Here is a 20,766-nt window from a genome sequence, read left to right as displayed (position 1 = left end):
CGACCTGCATGACCGATTTAAACGCACGCGACACGAATTCGGACGCACCGATGGACAGTCACGACGCGACCGGCGACGGCGGAACGCGGATCGGCGTCGACGTCGGCGGCACCTTCACCGACGTCGCGCTCACCGTCGACGATCGGCTCGTCACCGCGAAGGTCCCCACGACCGACGACCAGCACGTCGGCGTCCTCGAGGGGATCGAAAAGGCCTGCGAGAGCGCCGGCATCGATCCCGCCGAAATCGACGGCTTCGCCCACGCCATGACCGTCTCGGTCAACGCCCTGCTCGAGCGCGGCGGCGCCGAAACCGCACTCGTCACGACCGAGGGCTTCCGCGATGTCCTCGAGATCGGGCGACAGGACCGACCGGATCTGTACGACCTCGAGGCCGAGAAACCCGAACCACTGGTGCCTCGAGAGCGACGGTTCGAGGTCGACGAGCGGACGACCGGCGAGGGCGTCGAGCGGCCGGTCGACGAGAGCGAGGTCCGCGACCTCGCGGCGACGCTGCGCGAGCGCGGCGTCGAGGCGGTCGCGGTCTCCCTGCTGCACTCCTACGCCGACCCCGCAAACGAGCGGGTCGTCGCCGAGACGCTGCGCGAGGAACTCGCGGTCCCGGTCTCGGCCTCCCACGAGGTGCTCGCGGAGTTCCGCGAGTTCGAGCGCACCTCGACCACGGCGGTCGACGCCTACGTCCGGCCGGCGATCGACCACTACGTCGGCCGGCTGGTCGAGGAGGCCGACGACGCCGGCATCCCGGCTCCGCGGATCATGCAGGCGAACGGCGGCATCGCGGACCCCGAGACGGTCCGCGAACACGCCGTGACGACGACGCTCTCCGGCCCGGCCGCGGGCGTCGTCGGTGCCGCGGCGACCGTCGACGACGACGACGTCGAGGGGCTCGTCACCTTCGACATGGGCGGCACCTCGAGCGACGTAAGCCTCGTCCGGGACGGCCGGGCCGAGCGGACGACCGACGCCGAAGTCGACGGTATCCCGATCCGGACGCCGATGGTCGACGTGAACACCGTCGGCGCGGGCGGCGGGTCGATCGCGTGGGTCGACGCCGGCGGCGCGCTCCGGGTCGGGCCGGAGTCCTCGGGTGCCCAACCCGGACCCGCCTGCTACGGCCGCGGCGGCACCCGGCCGACCGTCACCGACGCCAACGTCGTGATGGGCTACATCGGCCCCGAGACGGCCCTCGGCGGCGAGATGACCCTCGACGTCGACGCGGCTCGCGACGCGCTCGAGGGACTGGCCGACGAGGCCGGCTTGGACGGGGCGCTCGAGGCGGCCCGCGGCGTCTACCGCGTGGCGAACGCGACGATGACGCGGACGATCCGCTCGGTGACAGTCGAACGGGGCCACGACCCCCGCGAGTTCGCGCTCGTCGCGTTCGGCGGCGCGGGACCGATGCACGCCGCGGCGCTGGCCAACTCGCTGTCGGTCGACCGCGTCGTCGTCCCGCGACCGGGCGGGGTCCTCTCCGCGTTCGGCCTGCTCGCGGCCGACGAGAGCTACGACGCCGTTCGAACCGTCGGCGTCTCCCTCGAGACAGCCGACACGGGGGGCCTCGAGTCAGTCTACGACGGCCTCGTGGCCGACGTGCTCGCCGACGCGTCCGACCGGGACGCAGCACGGGTCGAGCGGGCCGCCGACTGCCGGTACGCAGGCCAGAGCTTCGAACTGACCGTGCCCGTCGACGACGAGTTCGACGCGGCGACGGTCGCCGAGCGGTTCCGCGAGGCCCACGAGCGGGCTTACGGCTACGCGATGGACGAATCGATCGAGGTGGTCAACCTCCGCGCGACGGCGACGATCCCTGGCTCGGAGCCGACCATCCGCCACGAGGGCGAAGGCGACGCCGTCGTCGGCACTCGAGAGGCTCACTTCCCCGGCACCGGCGACGAACCGCAAGAGACGACCGTCTACGAGCGGGATCGACTCGCGCCCGGCGCGACCGTTGACGGGCCGGCGATCCTCGAGCAAGCGGAGAGCACGACCGTTGTGCCGCCCGCGTGGACCGGCGATATCCTCGCCGACGGAACGCTGGTCATGACCCGAACGGAGGACGAAGGACAATGACGACAGACTCGACGACGGACGACGCGGACGACGGTATCGACCCGGTGACCCTCGAGGTGCTGCGAAACCAACTCGAGAGCGTCGCCGAGGAGATGGGCCAGACCCTCATTCGGGGAGCGTACTCGCCGAACATCAAGGAGCGCCGGGACTGCTCGACGGCGCTGTTCGACGCAGAGGGGCGGATGATCGCCCAAGCGGAACACATCCCGGTCCACCTCGGCGCGATGCCCGCCGCGGTCGACGCCGTGCGCGAGCGCGACCCGGAACCGGGTGACGTGTTCGTGCTCAACGACCCCTTTACCGGCGGAACGCACCTGCCGGACGTGACGATGGTCTCGCCGATCGCGCCCGACGGCCAGATCGTCGGCTACGCCGTCTCTCGCGCCCACCACGCCGACGTGGGCGGGATGACCCCCGGCAGCATGCCGGCCGGCGCACAGGAGATCTATCAAGAGGGGCTGCGGCTCCCCCCGACGCGGCTCGTCGAGGGCGGCGAGCCGCGGGACGACGTCCGCTCGCTCGTGCTGGCGAACGTCCGCAACGCCCGCGAGCGCCGAGCCGATCTGCGGGCCCAGCGGGCGGCGAACGAGCGCGCCGAGGAACGGCTCGCGACGCTGTTCGTGGATCACGGCCGCGAGACCGTCCTCTCGGGGTTCGACGCCGTGATCGACTACTCCCGCGAGCGAATCACCGAGGAGATCGCGGCGCTTCCCGACGGCACCTACGAGGCGACCGACGTCCTCGAGGGCGATGGCGTGACCGACAAGGACATCGAGATTTCGGTGACGGTGACCGTCGACGGCGAGACGATCAACGTGGACTTCGCGGGAACTGCACCGCAGGTCGCGGGCAACCTCAACGCCCCGATCGCGGTCGCGACGAGCGCCGTCTACTTCGTCGTGCGCTGTATCACCGACCCGGAGATCCCACCGAACCACGGCTGCTACGACCCGGTGAGCGTCAGCGCGCCCGAAGGGTCGCTGTTGAACCCGAACCCGCCGGCCGCCGTGGTCGGCGGCAACGTCGAGACCAGCCAGCGGGTCACCGACGTGGTCTTCACCGCGCTCGCACAGGCCGCGCCCGACCGCGTGCCCGCCCAAGGGCAGGGGACGATGAACAACCTCACCATCGGCGGGCGGGACAGTTCCTTTACCTACTACGAGACGATCGGCGGCGGCTTCGGTGCACGCGCGGACCGCGACGGGATGGACGGCGTGCAGGTCGGCATGACCAATACGCTCAACACGCCCATCGAATCCCTCGAGACCGAGTATCCGCTGCGGGTCGAGCGCTACGCGCTCCGGGACGACAGCGGCGGCCCCGGCCGATTCCGCGGCGGACTGGGGCTCGAGCGTTCGGTGACCGTCGAGACCGACGCGACGGTATCGCTGCTGACCGAGCGCCGGCGGCACGCGCCGAAGGGCGTCGCCGGCGGCGGGGACGGCGCGACCGGGGAGAACCTGATCGACGGCGAGTCGGTGCCTGCGAAGACGACGGTCGACGTGGCAGCCGGGACGACGGTGACGGTCAAAACGCCCGGCGGCGGCGGCCACGGCGATCCGGAGGAGCGCGGCAACGATGGGGTCGATGACTGACGCGGACGCCGACGCTGACCGCGGCGGCCGACTGGGACTGATCGTCCCCTCGTCGAACGCGACGGCCGAACCGGAGTTTCGGGCGTTCTGCCCCGAGAGCGTCACCGTCCACGGCGCGCGGATAGCCCTCGAGTCGGTCACCGTCGACGAACTCGACGCGATGAGCGACGACGCGGCGCGGGCCGCCGAACTCCTCGGCCACGCCGACGTCGACGCGGTCGCCTACGCCTGTACGACCGGCAGCCTGATCCACGGCCCGGGGTTCGACGCCGAACTTGAGGACCGGCTGGCCGAGGCGGCCGGCGTCCCCGCGGTCGCGACGGCCCGCTCGGTCGTGCGGGCACTCGAGGCCCTCGAGGCCGACCGGATCGCCGTCGCGACGCCGTACACTGCAGATCTCGATGAACGAGAACGGGACTTCCTCGAGGCGACGGGCGTCGAGGTGGCGGCGATCGACGGCCGCGGCATCGCGGCCAACACGGCCATCGGGGAGCTAACCCCCGAGGACGCGTCCGGGCAGGTGCTCGAGCGCGTCGGTTCGGTCGACGATCTCGACGCCGTCTTCGTCTCCTGTACGAACTACTGCTCGCTCGCCGCAATCGAGGGGCTCGAGGCGGAGCTGGGAGTACCGGTCATCACGAGCAACGGCGCGACGCTGTGGGACATCTGCGGGGCGGCCGGATTCGTGGTCGATGGTCCGGGAACACTGTTCGAGTCCGAACAGCGGTAAGCGGTGGTGTCCGCCACGGGTGTACCGCGGCCGCTACTGGAAGAGCGTTAGCGACGGTTCGCTGAATCGATCCTCTCAGTCCCGGAGATAGTTATTGAGTTGATCGATCGTCTCGTCTATCGGTGGGCTCGCTATTCGACCGAACCAGTCGAGGATGTCGTCGTGAGACAGTGAGACGACACCTCACGGAACGAGGGAGCTCCGTTTCGGGAGTCCGCCGTCGAGAAAGTCGTTCTCGGTTACTGGAACTGTCTCCTCGTACCACGTGCGTGTCGCGAGCGTGACTGCGATATACTGTTCGCCATCGAACGGATGCGCAGTCGTATTGACAATCGCGAACGGCCGACTTGGCTTCTCCTCGTTGAACGGATCACCGGCTTCGACGACGTCCCCACGCTCGTATTTCATGACTCGTCGGCCTCTCGTTGGCTCGGATGGCGAGCGTCGGCTCCGGCGTCGCGCCACGCGTCCATATCCTCCGAGCCGAGCCGTTCGTCGAGCGACTCGAGGCTCCGGCTCAGATCGGTGGCGGAACGAATGCGCTGTGGGTCGCCGGCGGCCCAGTACGGCGGCTTGTGCCGAACCAAGTTTCGCTCCTTGAGACGGCTCAGTACCGCGCTGACCGCGTTTGGATCGATACCCGTCGAATCAGCGATTTCCCGGCGCTTGAACGCCTGTTCGTCGTTCGAAAGCAGGAAGGAGAGAACGCGCTCCGCGTGGGTCCGCTTGGATTCGAACTCCGTCTCCCGTTCGAAGGTATCGATATCGATCGGCATACGTTTGTTTTCGGGTTTGGAAGTTATGTCTGTTTTCCTCGTTTGTAGATATTGTCCCGTCTCGCGGCTATGAGAGAGGCCGGTGCCCGGATCTGTCGGCTATCGAGGACCCCATTCTCCGGTGACGGTGCCCTTTTGACGCGGCTTCCCCACCCTCCGGTATGGAACTCAACGGCGTGGCGGACCTGCCCGAGATCCGCCCCGGCGATGACATCGCCGCTCTCGTCGCGGATCGGGCCGAGCTGGAACCCGGCGACGTGCTCACGGTCGCGAGCACCATCGTCTCGAAGGCCGAGGGCCGAACGGCGGACCTCGAGGACTACCCGGTCAGCGGCCGTGCACAGGAGATTTCCGACCGGATCGCCGAAGTCGCCGGCGAGGAGAAGGACCCGCGGTTCGCGCAGGCGATCATCGAGGAGAGCGCGGAGCTGCTGATCGACTGTCCGTTTCTGCTGGCCGAGACCCGATTCGGCCACATCGCGCCGAACGCGGGGATCGACCGGTCGAACGTGCCGGATCACGATCTGTTGCTCCTGCCGAAGCGACCGGATGAGAGCGCCGAGCGAATTCGGTCGGGGCTCGAGGACCGGGGTATCGAAGACGTGGCAGTCGTCGTCACCGATACCTGCGGGCGGCCGTTCCGCCACGGTCAGACCGGTGTCGCGATCGGCTGGGCAGGGATGCCCGCAAGCCGCGACTGGCGCGGTGAGGAAGATCGGGACGGCCACGAACTCGGAGTCACCGTCCAATCCGTGATCGACGAACTCGCCGCCGCCGCGAACCTCGTCACCGGCGAGGGGGCCGGCGGGACGCCCGCCGTGGTCGTCCGGGACTGGGCGTTCGGGGACCACGAGGGCAGCGACGAACTCTTCCGGGGCGTTGAGGACGACCTTGTACGGCAGGCGCTACGGGAGTGGAGGTTCGAGGGATAATGAGCGACAATGCACCGGGAGGGGCGGACGGACCGACGCGAGGAATCGAACTCACGCCCGAGCACCCGCCCGAGCGGGTGGCCGATCTGGCCGCGCTCGCGGAGGACGAGGGGTTCGACATCGCCTTTGCGAGCAGCCACTACTTCAATCGGGACCCGTTCGTGGTGCTCTCGCAGATGGCCGACGCCACCGAGGAAATCCGGCTCGGCCCGGGCGTCGTCAACCCCTACGAAACCCACCCCGTGAAACTGGCCGCCCAGACGGCGACGATCGACGAGATCAGCGGCGGGCGCGGCGTCTTCGGCGTCGGCGCGGGCGACCGCTCCTCGCTGTCGAACCTCGGCGTCGAGCGCGACAGCCCGCTCCGGCGCGTCCTCGAGACGTTCGACATCGCGCGGGACCTCTGGGACGGTGAGACGGTCACCCACGAGGGAACGTTCATCGCGCGGGACGCGGCGCTCAACCTCGAGCCGCCCTCGGAGGCGATTCCGGTCTACGTCGGCGCACAGGGGCCGCATATGCTCCGGATGAGCGCGAAACACGCCGACGGCGTGCTCGTAAACGCCGCGCATCCGAAAGATCTCGAGTGGAGCGCGGAACAGGTAGCGCAGGGACTGGCCGACCGTCCAGAAGAACGCGGCGCGTTCGAGTCGCTGGCGTTCGCCAGCGTCAGCGTCGCCGCCGACGAGAGCGACGCGCGCGAGGCGGCCCGACCGCCCGTCGCGTTCATCGTCGGCGGAGCCGCCGAACCGGTTCTCGAGCGCCACGACATCGACCGGGAAGCGGCGAGCGCGGTGAGCGAGGCGCTCGAGCAGGGTGACTTGCCCGAAGCGTTCGGCCGGGTCACGCCCGCGATGATCGACGCCTTCTGTATCGCGGGGACGACGGCGACCGTCGCGGACCGGTTCGCCGCGGCGCTCGAGTACGTCGACGGGATCGTCGTCGGCTCGCCACTGGGTCCGGACCTCGAGGACGCGGTGGTGCGGGCGAGCGACGCGCTCGACCGTGCGGTCGAAGACGGCTGACCGAAAACGAAGCGGCGGTTAGTTCGCGGTGAAGAGGTCCGCGACCGCACCGAGTGTGAGGACGCCGAAGACGGCCATCGAGAACGCGACGAGGAGCCCGCCCAGCAAGACCAGTAGAGGCGCGAGACCAGCGCCCATCGCGACGTCGCTGAAGAGGCTGGTCATTTCGGTGATGTTGTCCACGATGATGTTCAGCGGTGTGACGGTGTCCATATTCGGGGGTTGTTACCGGTGCTACTTGGCCGTGCCGGTCGCGAATGAGGTGGGATTAAGCCGGTCCCTGCCGTAGCGATTCACGTGACCGACGACGCGACGCTCTCCGATTTCGATGCTGCTGCCGGTGCCGACGACGAGACACTGGACTCAGCACGAGAGGAAAGAGATTCCGCCGCCGATCCCGCCGAAGCAGCAGATGAGAGTGCGGAGGCGGGGGCGAACGACGCGCCCCACTGGACGTACGCGTGGGGCGATTACACCTGCAGCCGGTGTGACTCGCCGACCGAACGGGCGTGGCGGGCTGACGGCGAGGGGACTGATTCGGTCTGTCCCGACTGCAAATCGTGGTAATCGATAACTCGATGACTGGCGGGGGTAGCAGCTGACTTCTCGGGGTGGTGCTTGCGAGTCTCCTCCCGAAGCTTTATATCTCCGTCGTGGTTCTATGGAGATGCAATGGCGAAAGGTACGGTCGACTTCTTCAACGACACTGGCGGCTATGGATTCATCGAGACTGACGACGCGGACGAGGACGTGTTCTTCCACATGGAGGACATCGGCGGTCCTGACCTAGAGGAAGGTCAGGAACTCGAGTTCGACATCGAGGAGGCCGAGAAGGGTCCACGCGCGACGAACGTCGAGCGGCTCTAGGCCGGTCCAATCGGGGGTATCGTTTTCTGATTGTTACATTCCTGAGCGACAGCGCCGTCGAGTGGCGAGACACTGCGTCGCGCCGACCGACTCGAACTGACAGGCCGTCCAGCCGCGTCTCGCGTATCCAGCGGCGGAATCGCAACACGTCTCGGACCACCAATAATTCGTGTGACACAAAACATATGTTCCGGAGCCCCGGATGTCGTAGTAATGGATAGCTCGCCTGGGTCCCGCAGACGTCCTCGAGACGATGACTGACGCCAATCCGACACCGGAACGGAGCGCCGAACCGACGGACGACGGCGAACCCCTCCGGGTCTCGACTGTCGAACGGTTGTGTGCCGACATCGAGGCGAACGTCTCGCGCGTGATCGTCGGTCACGACGACGTGATCGAACACGTCATCACCGCGGTCCTCGGCCGGGGCCACGTCCTCCTCGACGACGTGCCCGGCGTCGGCAAGACGATGCTCGCGCGCTCGATCGCCAAGTCTGTCGACTGTACGTTCAGCCGGGTTCAGTTCACGCCCGATCTCCTTCCCAGCGATGTCACTGGCGTGAACGTCTTCAACCAGAAGACCCGCGAGTTCGAGTTCCAGTCCGGCCCCGTCTTCGGCAACATCGTCCTCGGCGACGAGATCAACCGCGCGCCGCCGAAAACCCAGAGTTCCCTGCTCGAGGCCATGGAGGAAGGACAGGTCACGACCGACGGGACGACCCGCGAACTCCCGACGCCCTTTATCGTGATCGCGACCCAGAACGCCGTGGAGCCGAACCGTACCTACGACCTGCCGTTCGCCGAGGTCGACCGCTTCATGAAGAAACTCCACCTCGGCTACCCCGATCCCGACGAGGAGGCCGAACTGCTCGGCCGCACGGTCGGGGACCACCCGATCGAATCGCTCGAGGCGGTGACCGATCGGGAGACCCTCGTCGCCGCCCGCGAGACGGTGTCGACGGTACAGGTCGCGGAGCCGGTCCGGGAGTACGCGACGCGGCTCGTGGCCGACACCCGCGAGAACGCCCACATCGGCGTGAGCCCCCGCGGGACGATATCGCTCCTCCGGGCGGCCCAAGCCCGCGCGGTCACGAACGGCCGGGACTACGCGATCCCGGACGACATCCGGGCGGAAGCACCCGTCGTGATGGGCCACCGAATCAAGACGACCGGTCACGACCGGGACGGCACCGCGGTCGTCGAGGACGCACTCGAGCACGTCCCCGTCGAATGAGACTCACGCTCCGCGGGTGGACCGTCGTCGTCGTGGTATGCGGGGCCCTCGTGCTGAGCTGGCAGTCCGGCCCGCGAGCGCTGAATGCCGTCGTCGTCCCGCTGGTCGTCGTGGTACTCGCCGGGCTCGTCACGGTCGGCCGCGCCGATCGGCCGCGTGTCACTCGCCGCCCCGTCGAGGAGGGGTTCATCCGCGAGGAACGCGCTGTCGAGGTCGAAATCGAAATCGACGACACGACCGCCGCGACCGTCCGCGATACCGTCGGCGACGGCCTCTCTGCGACGACTGAACCGCTCGCAGAGACGACTCTCGAGGGCGAGGAGACGGTTTCCTACGACGTGCGACTCGAGGCGCGCGGCGAGCGCCGAGTCGGCCCGCTTTCGATCACCGTTAGTGACGTTATCGGACTCGTCGAGCGCCGGTTTGCCTACGAGGAAACGACCGCCGTGCTCGTCTATCCGCGCGTTCGTGAGCTAGCCGGCGGCTCCGCGGCGGACGTACAGACGTTGGCCGGCCTCGCGGAGCGGCGCGATCACGAGGAGTTCGATCACCTCCGGGAGTACCGCCGCGGGGATCCGCTGCGGGACGTCCACTGGAAGTCCGCGGCCAAACGCCCGGACGACGACCTCGTCGTCGCGGAGTACGCGGACGACGCGGACGGCGGCGCGGTCACGATCGCCGCCGACTGTCTCACCGACCGCGACGACGAGATGGCGTCGGCCGCCGCCACCGTCGCGACGTTCCTGCTCGAGCAGGGTGCGACGGTCGGGATCACCGTCCCCGGCGGCACGCAGCCGCCGGGATCGGGGCAGGATCACTACCGCGATATACTCCAGCTACTGGCCGTTGCCGGGCCCGGCGAACTCGGGGAGCGGACCCGCGGGGACGCGGACGTGCTGGTCCGGACCGACGAGGGCGGGACAACGGTCGTCGTCGACGGGCACGAGATTCCCTTCGATCGGCTCTGTGGGCGCAGTAGCGATGGCGGGCGAGACAGCGAACGGACCCGAACCGAAGGTGACGGCCGAAGCGACCGCGAGACCGGCGGTCGGGGGGTTCTCGCATGAGTACGGACTCGTCCGGTCACGCCGGCGATCGAACGCTCTCGATCGACGCGGACGAGCCGGTCGGCTCCGACGCCGTCCGCCTGCTCGCACTCGGCTGTGTCCTGGTCCTGACGGGAGCGTACGTGAGCGTCCTCTACGACATAACGCGGGTCGTCGGCGGGAGTCAGTCGCTGCTCGCGCTCGTCGGCGTCATGCTCCTCGCGGCAACGGGGCTCGCGCGGACGATCCGTCCCCGAACGGCGGGTGTCCTCGCGCTAGTCGGGGCCGGGGTCGGCTTCGCCTACTACCTCACGTCGGCCGGCGTCGAACTCGGCGTCGTCTTCACGGCGGCCGACGCGCTCCTTTCGGATACCGTCGCGCTCGCCACGGGTCTCCCGATCCTCCGGATGGTGCAGGCCGGCGTCTGGACGCTCGGCTTCGCGCCCGCCCCGGTCTTCCTCTCGTGGTATCTCGCCCTGCGGGGCCGGTACGAACTCGGCGTCGTCCCCGGCGGGATCGCGCTCGGCTTTCTCGTCCTGACCGGCGATGCGGGCACGCTCGTCACCCTGGCCGGCACCCTCGCGGCCGTCGGAGCCGTCGCCTTCGGCGAACTCGAGCGCCGCGGTGGCTCGATCGCACAGGCCGACCTGCTCGCCGTGCTGTTCGCGGTGATCGTCGCCCTCTCGCTGTCGGTGACGATCGTCCCCGGCGATCCGAGCGGGCCGACCCACCTCGTCCAGGGCGAAGCCGGCTCGCTCGAGGCGACGATCGATTCCTCGCCCCAGCGGTCGGGAATCTCCGGCCAGGTCGATCTCTCGCCGGAGGTGCGGTTTACCGTCGAGTCCGACCAGCGGTCCTACTGGCGCACCGGCGTCTACGACCGTTTTACCGGCGACGAGTGGGTCCGGACCGGCCAGAGCAGCCGCTATAACGGACGGCTCGCATCGCCACCGGGCAACTACGAGACGGTCCAGCAGACCGTCACCGCGGAGACGGAACTGGGAATCATGCCCGTCGCGCCCCAGCCGCTGTCTCTCGGCGGTGACGTGACGCGGGAAACGAGCGTCTCCAGACACGGCCAGCCGCGGCCCGAAACGCCGCTGGAGCCTGGCGAGAGCTACACCGTCGAGAGCGCGAAGATCGACGCCGACCCGGCCGCGCTCCGGGCGGCGGGGACGAACTACCCCGAGGAAGTCACCGACCGCCACCTCCAGACGCCCGAAGACACCTCGAGCGAGTTCCGAGAACGCACCGCCGAGATCACGGCCGAGGCGGACACCCCCTACGAGAAAGCGGCCGCGATCGAGAGCCACCTCCGCTCGTCGAAGGACTACTCGCTGGAGGTCACCCAGCCCGCCGGCAACGTCGCCGAAGGGTTCCTACTCGAGATGGACAAGGGCTACTGCGTCTACTTCGCGACGACGATGACCCAGATGCTCCGCGAGGAGGGCGTCCCGGCCCGCTACGTCACCGGCTACACGAGCGGCCAACAGGTCGACGACGACGAGTACGTCGTCCGCGGGCTCGACGCCCACTCGTGGGTCGAGGTCTACTTCCCCGACCACGGCTGGGTCCGGTTCGACCCGACGCCCGGCGGCTCCCGCGACGACGTCCACACCGACCGGCTCGAGGAGGCTCGTGCGAACGGCAACGAGGCGGCGGATACCGAGGACAGCGAGGACGTGCCGATCGATGAAGACGACGGCGAGTCGCCCGCGTCCGATCCGAACGAGCCGATCGGCTCGCCGTCCGATCCGAACGAGGACAACGGCACGGATCCGGGAACCGATCCGAACAACGGCACGGAGCCCGATGACCCGGACAACGGGACGGCTCCCCCGGACGACCCCGGGGACCGAATCGACGGAACCACGTCGGACGAGACGTCACTCAGCGAGCACCTCGTCGGGATCGTCCGCGAAACGGGGGCGATCGGGCTCATCGCCCTCGTCGGACTCGCCGCGGGCGCGCGGCGGACCGGCGCGGCGACGCGGCTCCGGCGCGGCGTCGGCGTCTACTGGCACGGGTTCCGCGCCGAACCCGACCAGGACGCCGAGCGCGCCTTCCGCCGGCTCGAGCGACTCCTCGCGCGGGAGTACCGGCCGCGCCGTGGGTCGGAGTCGGCACGGGCGTACCTGACGGCGCTCTCGGCGGCCGAAACCGAGGCCGAGAGCGCGACCCCGCTCGATCCGCGGGTCGAGCAGGTGCTCGAGTCCTACGAACGGGCGGTCTACGGCGACGGCGTGAGCCGAGCGGCGGCCGACGAGGCGATCGAGATCGTCGACGACCTCGCCCGGAGTCGGCTGCCGATCCTCGGCCGGCTTCGATGACGCCGCGACCGCAAGCGCCGACTCGAGTTCTGTCACCGGCCTCGAGTGCGGTCACCGGCCGCATTTCCCCGTAAATCCGGCCCCTGCACTCAAAAAGAACCACGCGAGGGCATGCGGGTCCCGATAGTGTTTAATATGCCCGTTTCATAGCTACGAACGTAATGTCGGAAGTCTGCTCGACGTGCGGGCTGCCCCAGGAACTCTGCGTCTGCGAGGACGTGGCGAAGGGCCAACAGCAACTCAACATCCGCATTGACGAGCGCAGATACGGGAAAGAGGTAACGATCGTCGAAGGATTCGACCCGAAGGACGTCGATCTCGACAGTCTGTCGTCGGATCTCAAGTCCAAATTCGCCTGCGGCGGGACGGTCGAAGACGACCAGATCGAACTTCAAGGAAACCACACCGGCCGCATCGAAGAGTTCCTTCGAGACCGCGGCTTCAACGTCGCCTGATGCCCGCAATGCTCTGAGACGACTTCCGAACCCGCGATCGCGTCACAGAACGCTCGTTTTTTGACCCGGGTACCGGCCAGTCGCATCACCGTCTCCGAGAGCGACCGGTGCTCTCGAGCAATCGGCCCAGAGCGACGTGGCTGCGGGCCGGTTCTGACTGAATACGCCGCAGGATAGCGAGCGACCGGTTAGAACGGGGATTCGCGTTCGGCCTGCTCGTCGTCTTCTTCCTCGCGGACGAGTCCGAACTTCATGCCGTACTTATCGAGGCCGCCTTCCATGCTCTCGACCCGCGCGTCGGCGGTGCCGTCGTAGGACCCGATGAGTTGTGCGGCTTGTACGCTCGCCTTGCCGTGGGGGCAGACGGTGACGATGTGCTCTTCGCCCTCGAGTTCGTCGACGCGGTTCGTGAGTTCGTGGAACGGGATGTTCTCGCTCCCGGGGATGTGGCTGTGTTCGAAATTCCGCTCGTCACGGATGTCGACGATGCGAACGTCGGCATCGTCCTCGAGGAGTTCCTTGACCTCGTCGGTGGTGATTTCGCCGTCCATTACCGTCGCGTTAGGTCGCGGGCTGAATAAGGGTACGGGTACACCCGCGAACGGCGCGGCTGGTGCGACGGCGCTGGTCTCACAGCAGGCCGTCCTCTTTCGCCAACAGCAATCCCGACAGCGTCGCGTCGTTCGTCGGCTGTCCGCGAACCCGCTCGAGCGCCTCGCTGACCGGCACCGTCGTCACCTCGAGGAACTCGTTGTTATCGAGTTCGCGCTCGCCCGGCTCGAGCCCCTCGGCGTAGACGATGGCGCGGTCGTGGCGCAAGACGCCGGTAGAAACGGCGTACTCTTGGAGGAGTGCGGTGCTCGTCGGTCGAAAGCCGGTTTCCTCCTCGAGTTCTCGCGTCGCGGCCTGCGTGTAGGACTCGCCGTCCTCGACGATCCCCGCGGGGAGTTCGAGATGGGTCTCGCGGATCGTCGGCCGGTACTGTTCGACGAACAGGAGACGATCTTTGCCGGCACCAGCATCGCCGTCGCCGTCGCGGTCACCGTCACTGGCGTCAGTACTGCCCTCCGCATCTGCGAGAACGCTGCCGTCGATCCGTGCCACTACGACGACCGCGGCCGGCAGCTCCGCCCAGTAGTAGCGTTTCTCCGTCCCGTCGGGCTGTTCGAGCAGGTCGTAGCCGCCGTCGTACCAGCCCGTCTCGTACTCGGTCCGTTCCTCGAGTAGCTCCCACTCGTCGGGTGCAGTCATCGTCGGAAAATGGAGTCTCGAGCGGATAATAGATGACGGTCGGTCGGTCGGTGCCTCGCGGGAGAGCTACACCAGCTCTCGATACAGCCGTCCGAACGCCTGCCGCCGCAGCGTCGCGACCGCCGCGTCTTCCTCGTTCTGGAAGGTCGCCGCGACGGCCTCGCTCTCCGGTCCCACGTGCCAGACGACGTGATCGACGTCCTCGTGGCCCGTCTTCATCACTTCCCCGTCGTAGCTCTCGAGCCACTCCTCGAACTCCTCGCGGCTCCCGATGCGGACCTCGAGCAGGCTGGCAAAGAGCGCATCTCGAGCCGTCTCGACGACATCGCCGGTGACGCGTTCGTCGTACTCCTCGCGCTCGAATTCCATCGCCTTGGCTACCTCGCGGACAACCGTCTGGGCCGCGGGCCCGACCGACTCGTACTGTGCTCGCGCGGCTTCGGCCGATTCGAAGGTGAACGTCCCCACCGTGTGCATAGGGGGACAGTCGGCCGACGGGCAGTTACGCGTTTCCGTTCCCGTTGCCGTCAGCACCGCCGGCGTCGTCAGTCGAAGCCGACCCGTCGGCCGTCTCGCCCGCTTCGCTCGAGTCCTGCATCTCGCGGGTCAACTCCGCGGCCTCCCGCAGGACGTTCTCGGTTTCGGCAGTCATCGATCCCCGGCCGGGCTGGCGGCTCTGGCGGGAGATCCCGGCCTCGAGCGAGTCGGGTCGGCCGGGCTCGTGACCGTGACTGTGGCCGCGGCCGCTGTCCTCGAACTCCGGGGTATCGATTTCCTCCGCGTGCGGGCTGACGAGTTCGCCGAGTTCCTCGGGGCTGCACTCGCCCCAGTCTGGGGCGTGTTCCTCGAGCCACTCGCGGTGGGCCTCGCGACCGAGCGAGGCGGTGATCGCGAGGTGGTTCGCGAGGTGTACCGCGTCGGCCTCTTCGGCGTCACAGACCGGACAGGCGTATCCCATAGGAAAGAGTACGGGCGAGAACGGTAAAACGTCCCGCAACCGACCGGCCGGGTTAGCCGAGTTTCCGGATCATCACGATCGCGTCCTCGCCGTCGCCGTAGTACTGGGGGACCCGCCGGAGCGGATCGAAGCCAAACTCCTGGTAGAGGCGTTTCGCCCCGTCGTTCGACCGCCGGACCTCGAGTTTGACCGTCTGTGCACCGCGGGCCGCGAGCACGCCGAGCGAACGGGACAGGAGCGTGGAACCGACGCCGTTCCCGCGGTGGTCGGGATGGACGGCGATGTCCTTGACGTGGCCGAGCGCGCGACCGACCTGCTGGGTCACGTCGGCGACGATGTAGCCGGCGACCTCGCCGTCGTGCTCGGCGACGAGAAATCCCGGCTCGCCGAGAAACCGTTCGAACGCGTCGTAGGGCCACGGCTGGGAAAACGACACGTTCTCGATACGAACGACCGCGAGCAGATCCGCGCGCTCCGCGAGTCGGATCGTCACTTCCTCGCCATCCTCCGGCGCGGGCGTTGTCACACACGGCAGTAACGCACCGAACAGTAAAAGCCGTACGCGTCTCGGCAGCCGTCATCGACATCGGGCAATCGTGTCGTGTCGGCTCGAGCCAGCAGCAAACGGTCCGAAACGGAGAGCGACTCGTCAGTCCCGCGGCTTACTCGGCCGGGATCGCATCCATCTCAAATTCCTCGGTCAGTTCCGTCAACTCCTCGAGGGCGTCTTGCTCCTCTCGAAGGTTCTCTTCGAGGAGATCCGCCGCTTCGTCCATGCCGAGCTGGTCCGCAAGAGGAATCAGATTCCCATAGGCGGCGATCTCGTAGTGTTCGGTCTTCTCCGCGGCCGCCATGTTGTGGTAGTCCATCACGTCCTGGGCGGGATCCATCGACGCGAACTCCTCGTACTCCTCGAGCAGCCCCTCGATACCCTCACACTCCTCTTTCTCCGGCGGCTCGCCGAACATATCGAAGACCTCCTCGAGTCGATCGATCTGGTCTTGGGTTTCCTCGCGGTGCTCCGAGAACGCCTGCGAGATCTCCTCGCGTTCGGTGTTTCCTTCGAGTTCCTCGAGCGCATCGAGGAGTTGATGCTCCGCGTGATAGATGTCTTCCAAGCCGTGTTCGAACAGATCCTGAATCGTGTCCATGCTCATAGCGAATCCACTCGAGCGTTCACTGGGCGAGCGAAAAAGCCGGGAGCCTGCGACGGCAGGTGCCCAAGCGGTCCTGTCGCCGCACCCGCTTTCGGCTACTCGGTCGTGTCTTCGACACGGTCTGCGTGTTTCTCGAGATCGGCGGCCAGCGCGCGGGCCTGCGTCGGTGTCAGCTCGAGTTCGTCCATATGTTTCGGCAGATGCTCCTCGGCTAGGTTATCCAACTCGAGTTGAAGCCGGACCCCCTCGGGGTCCTCGCGGTCGGCGGTCGCGTTCACGACGCCGACCGACTCCCACTCGAAGGTCTCGCCCACCGCCTTCCCCTCGACGTAGTCCAGCGTCGTGTACGCGTTGACCGTCATCAGTCGATCGGACATGTCGGTTCGACACTCGCGGCGCGCTCACTTATACTGGTGGCTGTTCCAATCGAACCACACCGGAGCCATGACGGTCTCAACGATAATCGCGGCCTCGAGAATCCGTAACCAGCGCCCCAACGAATTCCGCACCGATCCGCTACTCAGTACTGGTCCCAATCTCGAACACGCCTCGATAGTGAGTACTGAGACCGACCGCAACGGCCGGATTCAATGACACCGAACTACCCACCATACTTACCGGCTTTTTTTGCCACAACACTCTCGCGAGAAATCGACCACCCGTTCGAGTCGAATAGACAAACGATATCGAGAGGCGAAAATTTCCTCGCGAGCACCCAGTAGTCGACGGAATCAGTGACCACGTACTCGTGACACTCGGTTCGACTATCAATCGCTGGCAGCTCACGCGACTAGAAACGAACTATCGATCGCTGAGTGACGGAACTGAACTGGTGTGTACCCGTTCGGAGAGCACCTTTGCTATCAAATATGTTCACCCCGGGCAGCTTCTATCGAGCCATCCGGTACCCGATATATCCGTCTCGCGGCCCAGATCCGTCAGAGATAGCGGCATAATCAACCCATAAGACAGAGCACGGGTATCGTTTGCAGCCGAGGCGATACTTATGCCGACGGGGTCCCAATAGCCGGCAATGACTGATACAGCCGAATGCAAACCAGAGCCGGTCGAGCAGGAATCCGAGGAGCGCGATGATGCTCACCTCGACGACATCGAGGAAGGGGCCGGCTGTACGGAAATCTGGGAGCACCTCGCAGAGCAGCGCGAGGAGTAACCCGACAATTTCGCCACGGCAACGACCTTTTTGACTGCGAGACCCGTACAGAGGTGCATGACCGACAACCGGCCCGGTGATCGTTCGCACCGCCGCGGCGAGAACGGTCGATCGATCCCGACGGACCGCGAATCTCCCGTCGGTGCACCAGTTATCCGGGGCGACGAATCGGTCGCCGGGACCCGCGCCCGCGAGGCCGTCCAATTCGACCCCGACGATCCCGACAGCCTCGCCGACGCCGCCGAAACCGTCCGTCAATTCGCGGGCGGCAACACCAACGACGACCACCTCTATATGCTCCGCGGCGCAGCCGCCTGCGCCGCGCTCGTCCGCGGCGAAGGCTCCTACAAGGCCGCCGCGGAACGCGCCGGAGGCGACGCCACCGTCTCGTTCATCCGCAAATGGGCCCGCGTCCACGACCTCCCGAGATCGGTCCGCAAACAGGTCGCGATCGGCCAGATCGCCCCGACCGCCGCCAAACACATCGCCCGGGTCGGCGGTGAAGCGCGACTCCTCCTCGCGTGGGCCACCCTCGATGGGAACCTCACCGTCCGCGACGTCCGCAGCGTCGCCAGTTCGATCAACGATGGCACACCCATCGACCAGGCACTCGCCGAGTACGATATCACCCTCGGTCAACTCGAGCTCACCCTCTCACCGCACACCTACCGCGATCTCCGCCGTCGTGCCTCCGTCGAGGACATCGACCCCGGCCAGCTCGTTACCGAGGCACTCGAGCAGTACCTCGAGTGAATTCGTCTCAAACTACCGAGACACATCCGTCGCGGAGAAAGAAACGTTTAACCGCTACTCCCCGAAAAGGGAAACCACGGGGCCGGTAGCTCAGTTTGGCAGAGCGTCTGGCTTTTAACCAGACGGTCGCGTGTTCAAATCGCGCCCGGCCCGCTACTCTGCTGCGAACAAATTCGTGAGCAGCAGGTCGCTGAACCGAGGGGTTTGAACGCAGGGAGGTCGCGCGCAGCGAAGCGAAGCGAGCACGTCCGACCGTGTGTTCAAATCGCGCCCGGCCCGCTTTTGCGACGACCGATTTCGTGACGAGCAACGCTTCCGGAGCGATTTGCTTATAGGAGAGTACACCCCACGAGCGAAGCGGTAAGGAAACGATCGACGGTGTGTTCGATCAGGATGCTGATCGGCCGTCTATATCTATATCAACAACAACGATAGGGGTGTACCGACATAACCGGTTCCCCTGGCGATTGTTCGCGACGGGATCGTTATTCGGTCTGTGGTGTTTCGAGGTTTTCCTCGAGGTACCCCCAGTCATCGAAGTCATTCGGTGAAGACCCACCAGTCGAGTACCCATAGTAGTTATTAGGCCGATTGTAGTTCATCATGCTTGGATACTCCCGGTGTGAATACTGTCTCGAGTCAATTCCGTCATGAACATCAGTCAACCCGAGGGAATGACCCAGTTCGTGCATCGCAGTAGTACCCGTAATATCGCTCCACTCGTAGTGGCGGACCATCATCGCACCGCTTGATCCGCTTGCAGCAGTGCCGCCAACGCTCCTTCCGTCGTGTACGGCGGTCTCAACTAGAAGCAGATAGTGGTAGCCCGTCCCGTTCCGATCTCGATATTCGTCCCGGTACTCCTCATACGACCCCTCCCACTCCGTCCGTGGCTCTGAAGGGACGGTCTCGTCGTACTCGAAGTGTAGCGAAATACCGGTCGAGCCGTCCGGATTGTCGATCGGTGCGTCTTCGAACTGTTGGACGATTTTGTCTGTTTCCCGCTTCGGTAAGTCGGTCCCCTCCATTTCGTCGACCTCGACGAAGACATCAGTTCGAAGCGGATCCGCGCTCGGATATTGATCTGACTGGTTTACCTCTGTACCATCAGAAAGTCCGTCGCCGTCCGTGTCCTCATCCGTCGGGTCAGTCTCGGACTCGAGAATCTCCACTCCGTCAGTAAGCCCATCGCCGTCGGAATCCGAATCGTCGGGGTCCGTCCCATAGTCATCGACCTCGGATAGATTGTCGACCCCATCGCCATCGGTGTCGGTATCGACGCTCGTTGGATCGGTCTCGAGAGTATCGATCTCGTCAGCATCGTCAAGCCCATCACCGTCGGTATCGGCACTCGTTGGCTCAGTCTCGTAGGTCTCTATCTCATCGCCATCACTGAGTCCATCGTCGTCCGTATCGCTTCGAGTGGGATCAGTCCCGTACTCGTTACTCTCGAGACCGTCGCCGATTCCATCGCCATCAGTATCAAAGTCTATCGGGGAGGTCCCATACTCTTCGATTTCTTCTCGATCAGATAGTCCGTCTTCATCAGTATCAGTGGCCGTCGGCTTAGTGCCGTGGTCGGAGACTTCATTCCCGTCTGAAAGTCCATCACTATCCGTATCAATATCTCTCGGACTCGACTCGTGTTCTCGCACTTCAGCTAGATCGGTCAGACCGTCTCCATCGGAGTCTGTATCGGAGGGATCCGTCTCGAACTCGTTCACCTCTTGACCGTCTTTTAACCCATCACCGTCGGTATCCGCATCAGTTGGATTGGTCCCGTATTGTCTCTCTTTCCCGTCATCGAGGCCGTCTTCGTCAGTGTCGCCAGACAAGGGATCAGTGTCCCCTCTTACTTCACTCAGTGCAGATTCTCCATCCCCATCAATATCGACGACCGTAGTCCCGCTAACAATACCTGCAGAGAGTATCGACACGACTAGCACACCCACTGTCACTGCCCTTCTAGAAATCATCCGTCTCCCACTTTTCACTATGGGTATAATTACATTCTGGCTGTCTCTAGTATCCTCTTATCGTCACATTCTGGGTCCGATATAGGCCCTGTGATAAGTAGGGAAACGTCCGATCAAGTATGATACTGAATATTTGATCACCTCGAATTCTTTAGAATCGGGAATCGAAGCGGTCACAGATTGGTCTTCGCCACCCTCGTCAAGCACTCTTCATCTGGGATATGCTGGTCGAAGGCGGCAATCAAACTGCCAGAGAAGACCACGCCAATCACGACACAACACTTCCGGTAGCCGTCGCTATCGCGAGGTGAGATTTCTGATGCTTCTCGGAAGTATCGAAAACTGCGTTCCAACCGTCGTTCGTGACGACTGGTACCTACAATCCGTGCGTATTGTAAGGGATTTGGTGAAAGCCAA

Annotated in this window: 25 protein-coding genes and 1 tRNA gene; 14 read left to right on the top strand and 12 right to left on the bottom strand. The window is 65.7% G+C overall.

Features of this window, described 5'->3' with window-relative positions; genetic code table 11:
* The first annotated feature begins 8 nt into the window (after positions 1-8).
* From C489_RS06220 to C489_RS06210, 3 genes are read left to right on the top strand one after another with little or no spacing between them, the layout of a single operon-like run.
* Entirely contained in the window at positions 9-2,090 is a 2,082-nt protein-coding gene (locus tag C489_RS06220) for a hydantoinase/oxoprolinase family protein (RefSeq protein WP_006430323.1), read from the top strand.
* A complete protein-coding gene (locus C489_RS06215) occupies positions 2,087-3,685 on the top strand; it encodes a hydantoinase B/oxoprolinase family protein (RefSeq protein ID WP_006430322.1) in 1,599 nt (532 codons plus the stop codon). Before C489_RS06220 ends, C489_RS06215 begins: the two co-directional genes overlap by 4 nt.
* Positions 3,678-4,415, top strand: a complete 738-nt coding sequence (locus tag C489_RS06210) for a maleate cis-trans isomerase family protein (protein WP_006430321.1) — start codon at positions 3,678-3,680, stop codon at positions 4,413-4,415. The genes C489_RS06215 and C489_RS06210 overlap by 8 nt, the downstream gene beginning before the upstream one ends.
* A 183-nt stretch (positions 4,416-4,598) precedes the next feature.
* Here the strand turns inward: C489_RS06210 and C489_RS06205 are convergent, their stop codons facing one another.
* Entirely contained in the window at positions 4,599-4,823 is a 225-nt protein-coding gene (locus C489_RS06205; protein ID WP_006430320.1) for a hypothetical protein, read from the bottom strand.
* Entirely contained in the window at positions 4,820-5,191 is a 372-nt protein-coding gene (locus tag C489_RS06200) for a MarR family transcriptional regulator (RefSeq protein ID WP_006430319.1), read from the bottom strand. The genes C489_RS06205 and C489_RS06200 overlap by 4 nt, the downstream gene beginning before the upstream one ends.
* Before the next feature lie 161 nt (positions 5,192-5,352).
* On the opposite strand from C489_RS06200, the gene C489_RS06195 reads away from it, so the two are divergent.
* Positions 5,353-6,123 (top strand): coenzyme F420-0:L-glutamate ligase, encoded by a 771-nt coding sequence (locus C489_RS06195; RefSeq protein WP_006430318.1) that lies wholly within the window; start codon positions 5,353-5,355, stop codon positions 6,121-6,123.
* A complete protein-coding gene (locus tag C489_RS06190; RefSeq protein ID WP_006430317.1) occupies positions 6,123-7,148 on the top strand; it encodes a 5,10-methylenetetrahydromethanopterin reductase in 1,026 nt (341 codons plus the stop codon). Before C489_RS06195 ends, C489_RS06190 begins: the two co-directional genes overlap by 1 nt.
* A gap of 18 nt (positions 7,149-7,166) precedes the next feature.
* Here C489_RS06190 and C489_RS06185 read toward each other — a convergent pair whose 3' ends face one another.
* The gene (locus tag C489_RS06185) at positions 7,167-7,361 is read right to left on the bottom strand and encodes a hypothetical protein (RefSeq protein WP_006430316.1); all 195 of its coding nucleotides are present in this window, start codon (positions 7,359-7,361) and stop codon (positions 7,167-7,169) included.
* Positions 7,362-7,445: 84 nt separating this feature from the next.
* On the opposite strand from C489_RS06185, the gene C489_RS06180 reads away from it, so the two are divergent.
* The 6 genes from C489_RS06180 (at position 7,446) to yciH (ending at position 13,080) form a co-directional block, all read left to right on the top strand.
* Complete coding sequence (locus tag C489_RS06180) at positions 7,446-7,715, top strand: DUF7573 domain-containing protein (RefSeq protein ID WP_006430315.1); 270 nt, start codon at positions 7,446-7,448, stop codon at positions 7,713-7,715.
* A gap of 105 nt (positions 7,716-7,820) precedes the next feature.
* On the top strand, positions 7,821-8,015 hold the full coding sequence (locus tag C489_RS06175; RefSeq protein ID WP_006180449.1) for a cold-shock protein: 195 nt from the start codon (positions 7,821-7,823) through the stop codon (positions 8,013-8,015).
* 253 nt (positions 8,016-8,268) lie between these two features.
* The gene (locus tag C489_RS06170) at positions 8,269-9,249 is read left to right on the top strand and encodes an AAA family ATPase (RefSeq protein ID WP_006430314.1); all 981 of its coding nucleotides are present in this window, start codon (positions 8,269-8,271) and stop codon (positions 9,247-9,249) included.
* Positions 9,246-10,316, top strand: coding sequence for a DUF58 domain-containing protein (locus C489_RS06165; protein WP_006430313.1), 1,071 nt, complete (start codon positions 9,246-9,248; stop codon positions 10,314-10,316). Before C489_RS06170 ends, C489_RS06165 begins: the two co-directional genes overlap by 4 nt.
* On the top strand, positions 10,313-12,625 hold the full coding sequence (locus C489_RS06160) for a DUF3488 and transglutaminase-like domain-containing protein (RefSeq protein WP_006430312.1): 2,313 nt from the start codon (positions 10,313-10,315) through the stop codon (positions 12,623-12,625). The genes C489_RS06165 and C489_RS06160 overlap by 4 nt, the downstream gene beginning before the upstream one ends.
* Positions 12,626-12,786: 161 nt before the next feature.
* A complete protein-coding gene (gene yciH / locus C489_RS06155) occupies positions 12,787-13,080 on the top strand; it encodes a stress response translation initiation inhibitor YciH (protein ID WP_006183677.1) in 294 nt (97 codons plus the stop codon).
* Positions 13,081-13,268: 188 nt separating this feature from the next.
* On the opposite strand, the gene C489_RS06150 is transcribed toward yciH, so the two are convergent.
* The 7 genes from C489_RS06150 to C489_RS06120 all read right to left on the bottom strand — a co-directional run bounded on the left by C489_RS06150 (position 13,269) and on the right by C489_RS06120 (position 16,823).
* Positions 13,269-13,631 (bottom strand): rhodanese-like domain-containing protein, encoded by a 363-nt coding sequence (locus tag C489_RS06150; RefSeq protein WP_006430311.1) that lies wholly within the window; start codon positions 13,629-13,631, stop codon positions 13,269-13,271.
* Between the two features lie 79 nt (positions 13,632-13,710).
* Positions 13,711-14,331, bottom strand: coding sequence for an NUDIX hydrolase (locus C489_RS06145; RefSeq protein WP_006430310.1), 621 nt, complete (start codon positions 14,329-14,331; stop codon positions 13,711-13,713).
* A 66-nt stretch (positions 14,332-14,397) separates the two neighbouring features.
* On the bottom strand, positions 14,398-14,808 hold the full coding sequence (locus C489_RS06140; protein ID WP_006430309.1) for a DUF5809 family protein: 411 nt from the start codon (positions 14,806-14,808) through the stop codon (positions 14,398-14,400).
* A 25-nt stretch (positions 14,809-14,833) separates the two neighbouring features.
* On the bottom strand, positions 14,834-15,289 hold the full coding sequence (locus C489_RS06135) for a DUF5810 domain-containing protein (RefSeq protein WP_006430308.1): 456 nt from the start codon (positions 15,287-15,289) through the stop codon (positions 14,834-14,836).
* A 52-nt stretch (positions 15,290-15,341) separates the two neighbouring features.
* Entirely contained in the window at positions 15,342-15,815 is a 474-nt protein-coding gene (gene rimI / locus C489_RS06130) for a ribosomal protein S18-alanine N-acetyltransferase (protein ID WP_006430307.1), read from the bottom strand.
* Between the two features lie 136 nt (positions 15,816-15,951).
* Positions 15,952-16,446, bottom strand: a complete 495-nt coding sequence (locus tag C489_RS06125) for a ferritin-like domain-containing protein (protein ID WP_006430306.1) — start codon at positions 16,444-16,446, stop codon at positions 15,952-15,954.
* A 95-nt stretch (positions 16,447-16,541) separates the two neighbouring features.
* Positions 16,542-16,823: a DUF6360 family protein gene (locus tag C489_RS06120; RefSeq protein ID WP_006430305.1), complete on the bottom strand. Its 282-nt coding sequence runs from the start codon at positions 16,821-16,823 to the stop codon at positions 16,542-16,544.
* Positions 16,824-17,479: 656 nt separating this feature from the next.
* Between C489_RS06120 and C489_RS22115 the strand changes: the two genes are divergently transcribed.
* The 3 genes from C489_RS22115 (at position 17,480) to C489_RS06110 (ending at position 18,526) form a co-directional block, all read left to right on the top strand.
* Positions 17,480-17,620, top strand: coding sequence for a hypothetical protein (locus C489_RS22115; RefSeq protein WP_006430304.1), 141 nt, complete (start codon positions 17,480-17,482; stop codon positions 17,618-17,620).
* A gap of 57 nt (positions 17,621-17,677) precedes the next feature.
* Positions 17,678-18,373 carry a DUF7119 family protein gene (locus tag C489_RS06115; RefSeq protein WP_006430303.1) on the top strand — a complete coding sequence of 232 codons (696 nt, stop codon included), beginning with the start codon at positions 17,678-17,680 and terminating at the stop codon, positions 18,371-18,373.
* A 79-nt stretch (positions 18,374-18,452) separates the two neighbouring features.
* Positions 18,453-18,526, top strand: a tRNA-Lys gene (locus C489_RS06110).
* A 332-nt stretch (positions 18,527-18,858) separates the two neighbouring features.
* Here C489_RS06110 and C489_RS06105 read toward each other — a convergent pair.
* Positions 18,859-20,349 carry a zinc metalloprotease gene (locus C489_RS06105; RefSeq protein WP_006430302.1) on the bottom strand — a complete coding sequence of 497 codons (1,491 nt, stop codon included), beginning with the start codon at positions 20,347-20,349 and terminating at the stop codon, positions 18,859-18,861.
* Positions 20,350-20,522: 173 nt separating this feature from the next.
* On the bottom strand, positions 20,523-20,766 hold a 244-nt coding region (locus C489_RS22460), incomplete at its 5' end, for a hypothetical protein (protein WP_204366744.1).

Source organism: Natrinema versiforme JCM 10478 (assembly GCF_000337195.1).
GTDB lineage: Archaea > Halobacteriota > Halobacteria > Halobacteriales > Natrialbaceae > Natrinema > Natrinema versiforme.
The sequence above is the reverse complement of the archived record's forward strand: the minus strand, read 5'-3'. Positions and strand labels throughout refer to the sequence as shown.

What these genes read in the sequence shown, in the direction of transcription:
- C489_RS06220 (WP_006430323.1), top strand. Translation starts at nt 9, where the DNA reads ATGACCGATTTAAACGCACGCGACACGAATTCGGACGCACCGATGGAC.
- C489_RS06215 (WP_006430322.1), top strand. Translation starts at nt 2,087, where the DNA reads ATGACGACAGACTCGACGACGGACGACGCGGACGACGGTATCGACCCG.
- C489_RS06210 (WP_006430321.1), top strand. Translation starts at nt 3,678, where the DNA reads ATGACTGACGCGGACGCCGACGCTGACCGCGGCGGCCGACTGGGACTG.
- C489_RS06205 (WP_006430320.1), bottom strand. Translation starts at nt 4,823, where the DNA reads ATGAAATACGAGCGTGGGGACGTCGTCGAAGCCGGTGATCCGTTCAAC.
- C489_RS06200 (WP_006430319.1), bottom strand. Translation starts at nt 5,191, where the DNA reads ATGCCGATCGATATCGATACCTTCGAACGGGAGACGGAGTTCGAATCC.
- C489_RS06195 (WP_006430318.1), top strand. Translation starts at nt 5,353, where the DNA reads ATGGAACTCAACGGCGTGGCGGACCTGCCCGAGATCCGCCCCGGCGAT.
- C489_RS06190 (WP_006430317.1), top strand. Translation starts at nt 6,123, where the DNA reads ATGAGCGACAATGCACCGGGAGGGGCGGACGGACCGACGCGAGGAATC.
- C489_RS06185 (WP_006430316.1), bottom strand. Translation starts at nt 7,361, where the DNA reads ATGGACACCGTCACACCGCTGAACATCATCGTGGACAACATCACCGAA.
- C489_RS06175 (WP_006180449.1), top strand. Translation starts at nt 7,821, where the DNA reads ATGGCGAAAGGTACGGTCGACTTCTTCAACGACACTGGCGGCTATGGA.
- C489_RS06170 (WP_006430314.1), top strand. Translation starts at nt 8,269, where the DNA reads ATGACTGACGCCAATCCGACACCGGAACGGAGCGCCGAACCGACGGAC.
- C489_RS06165 (WP_006430313.1), top strand. Translation starts at nt 9,246, where the DNA reads ATGAGACTCACGCTCCGCGGGTGGACCGTCGTCGTCGTGGTATGCGGG.
- C489_RS06160 (WP_006430312.1), top strand. Translation starts at nt 10,313, where the DNA reads ATGAGTACGGACTCGTCCGGTCACGCCGGCGATCGAACGCTCTCGATC.
- yciH (WP_006183677.1), top strand. Translation starts at nt 12,787, where the DNA reads ATGTCGGAAGTCTGCTCGACGTGCGGGCTGCCCCAGGAACTCTGCGTC.
- C489_RS06150 (WP_006430311.1), bottom strand. Translation starts at nt 13,631, where the DNA reads ATGGACGGCGAAATCACCACCGACGAGGTCAAGGAACTCCTCGAGGAC.
- C489_RS06145 (WP_006430310.1), bottom strand. Translation starts at nt 14,331, where the DNA reads ATGACTGCACCCGACGAGTGGGAGCTACTCGAGGAACGGACCGAGTAC.
- C489_RS06140 (WP_006430309.1), bottom strand. Translation starts at nt 14,808, where the DNA reads ATGCACACGGTGGGGACGTTCACCTTCGAATCGGCCGAAGCCGCGCGA.
- C489_RS06135 (WP_006430308.1), bottom strand. Translation starts at nt 15,289, where the DNA reads ATGGGATACGCCTGTCCGGTCTGTGACGCCGAAGAGGCCGACGCGGTA.
- C489_RS06125 (WP_006430306.1), bottom strand. Translation starts at nt 16,446, where the DNA reads ATGAGCATGGACACGATTCAGGATCTGTTCGAACACGGCTTGGAAGAC.
- C489_RS06120 (WP_006430305.1), bottom strand. Translation starts at nt 16,823, where the DNA reads ATGTCCGATCGACTGATGACGGTCAACGCGTACACGACGCTGGACTAC.
- C489_RS22115 (WP_006430304.1), top strand. Translation starts at nt 17,480, where the DNA reads ATGACTGATACAGCCGAATGCAAACCAGAGCCGGTCGAGCAGGAATCC.
- C489_RS06115 (WP_006430303.1), top strand. Translation starts at nt 17,678, where the DNA reads ATGACCGACAACCGGCCCGGTGATCGTTCGCACCGCCGCGGCGAGAAC.
- C489_RS06105 (WP_006430302.1), bottom strand. Translation starts at nt 20,349, where the DNA reads ATGATTTCTAGAAGGGCAGTGACAGTGGGTGTGCTAGTCGTGTCGATA.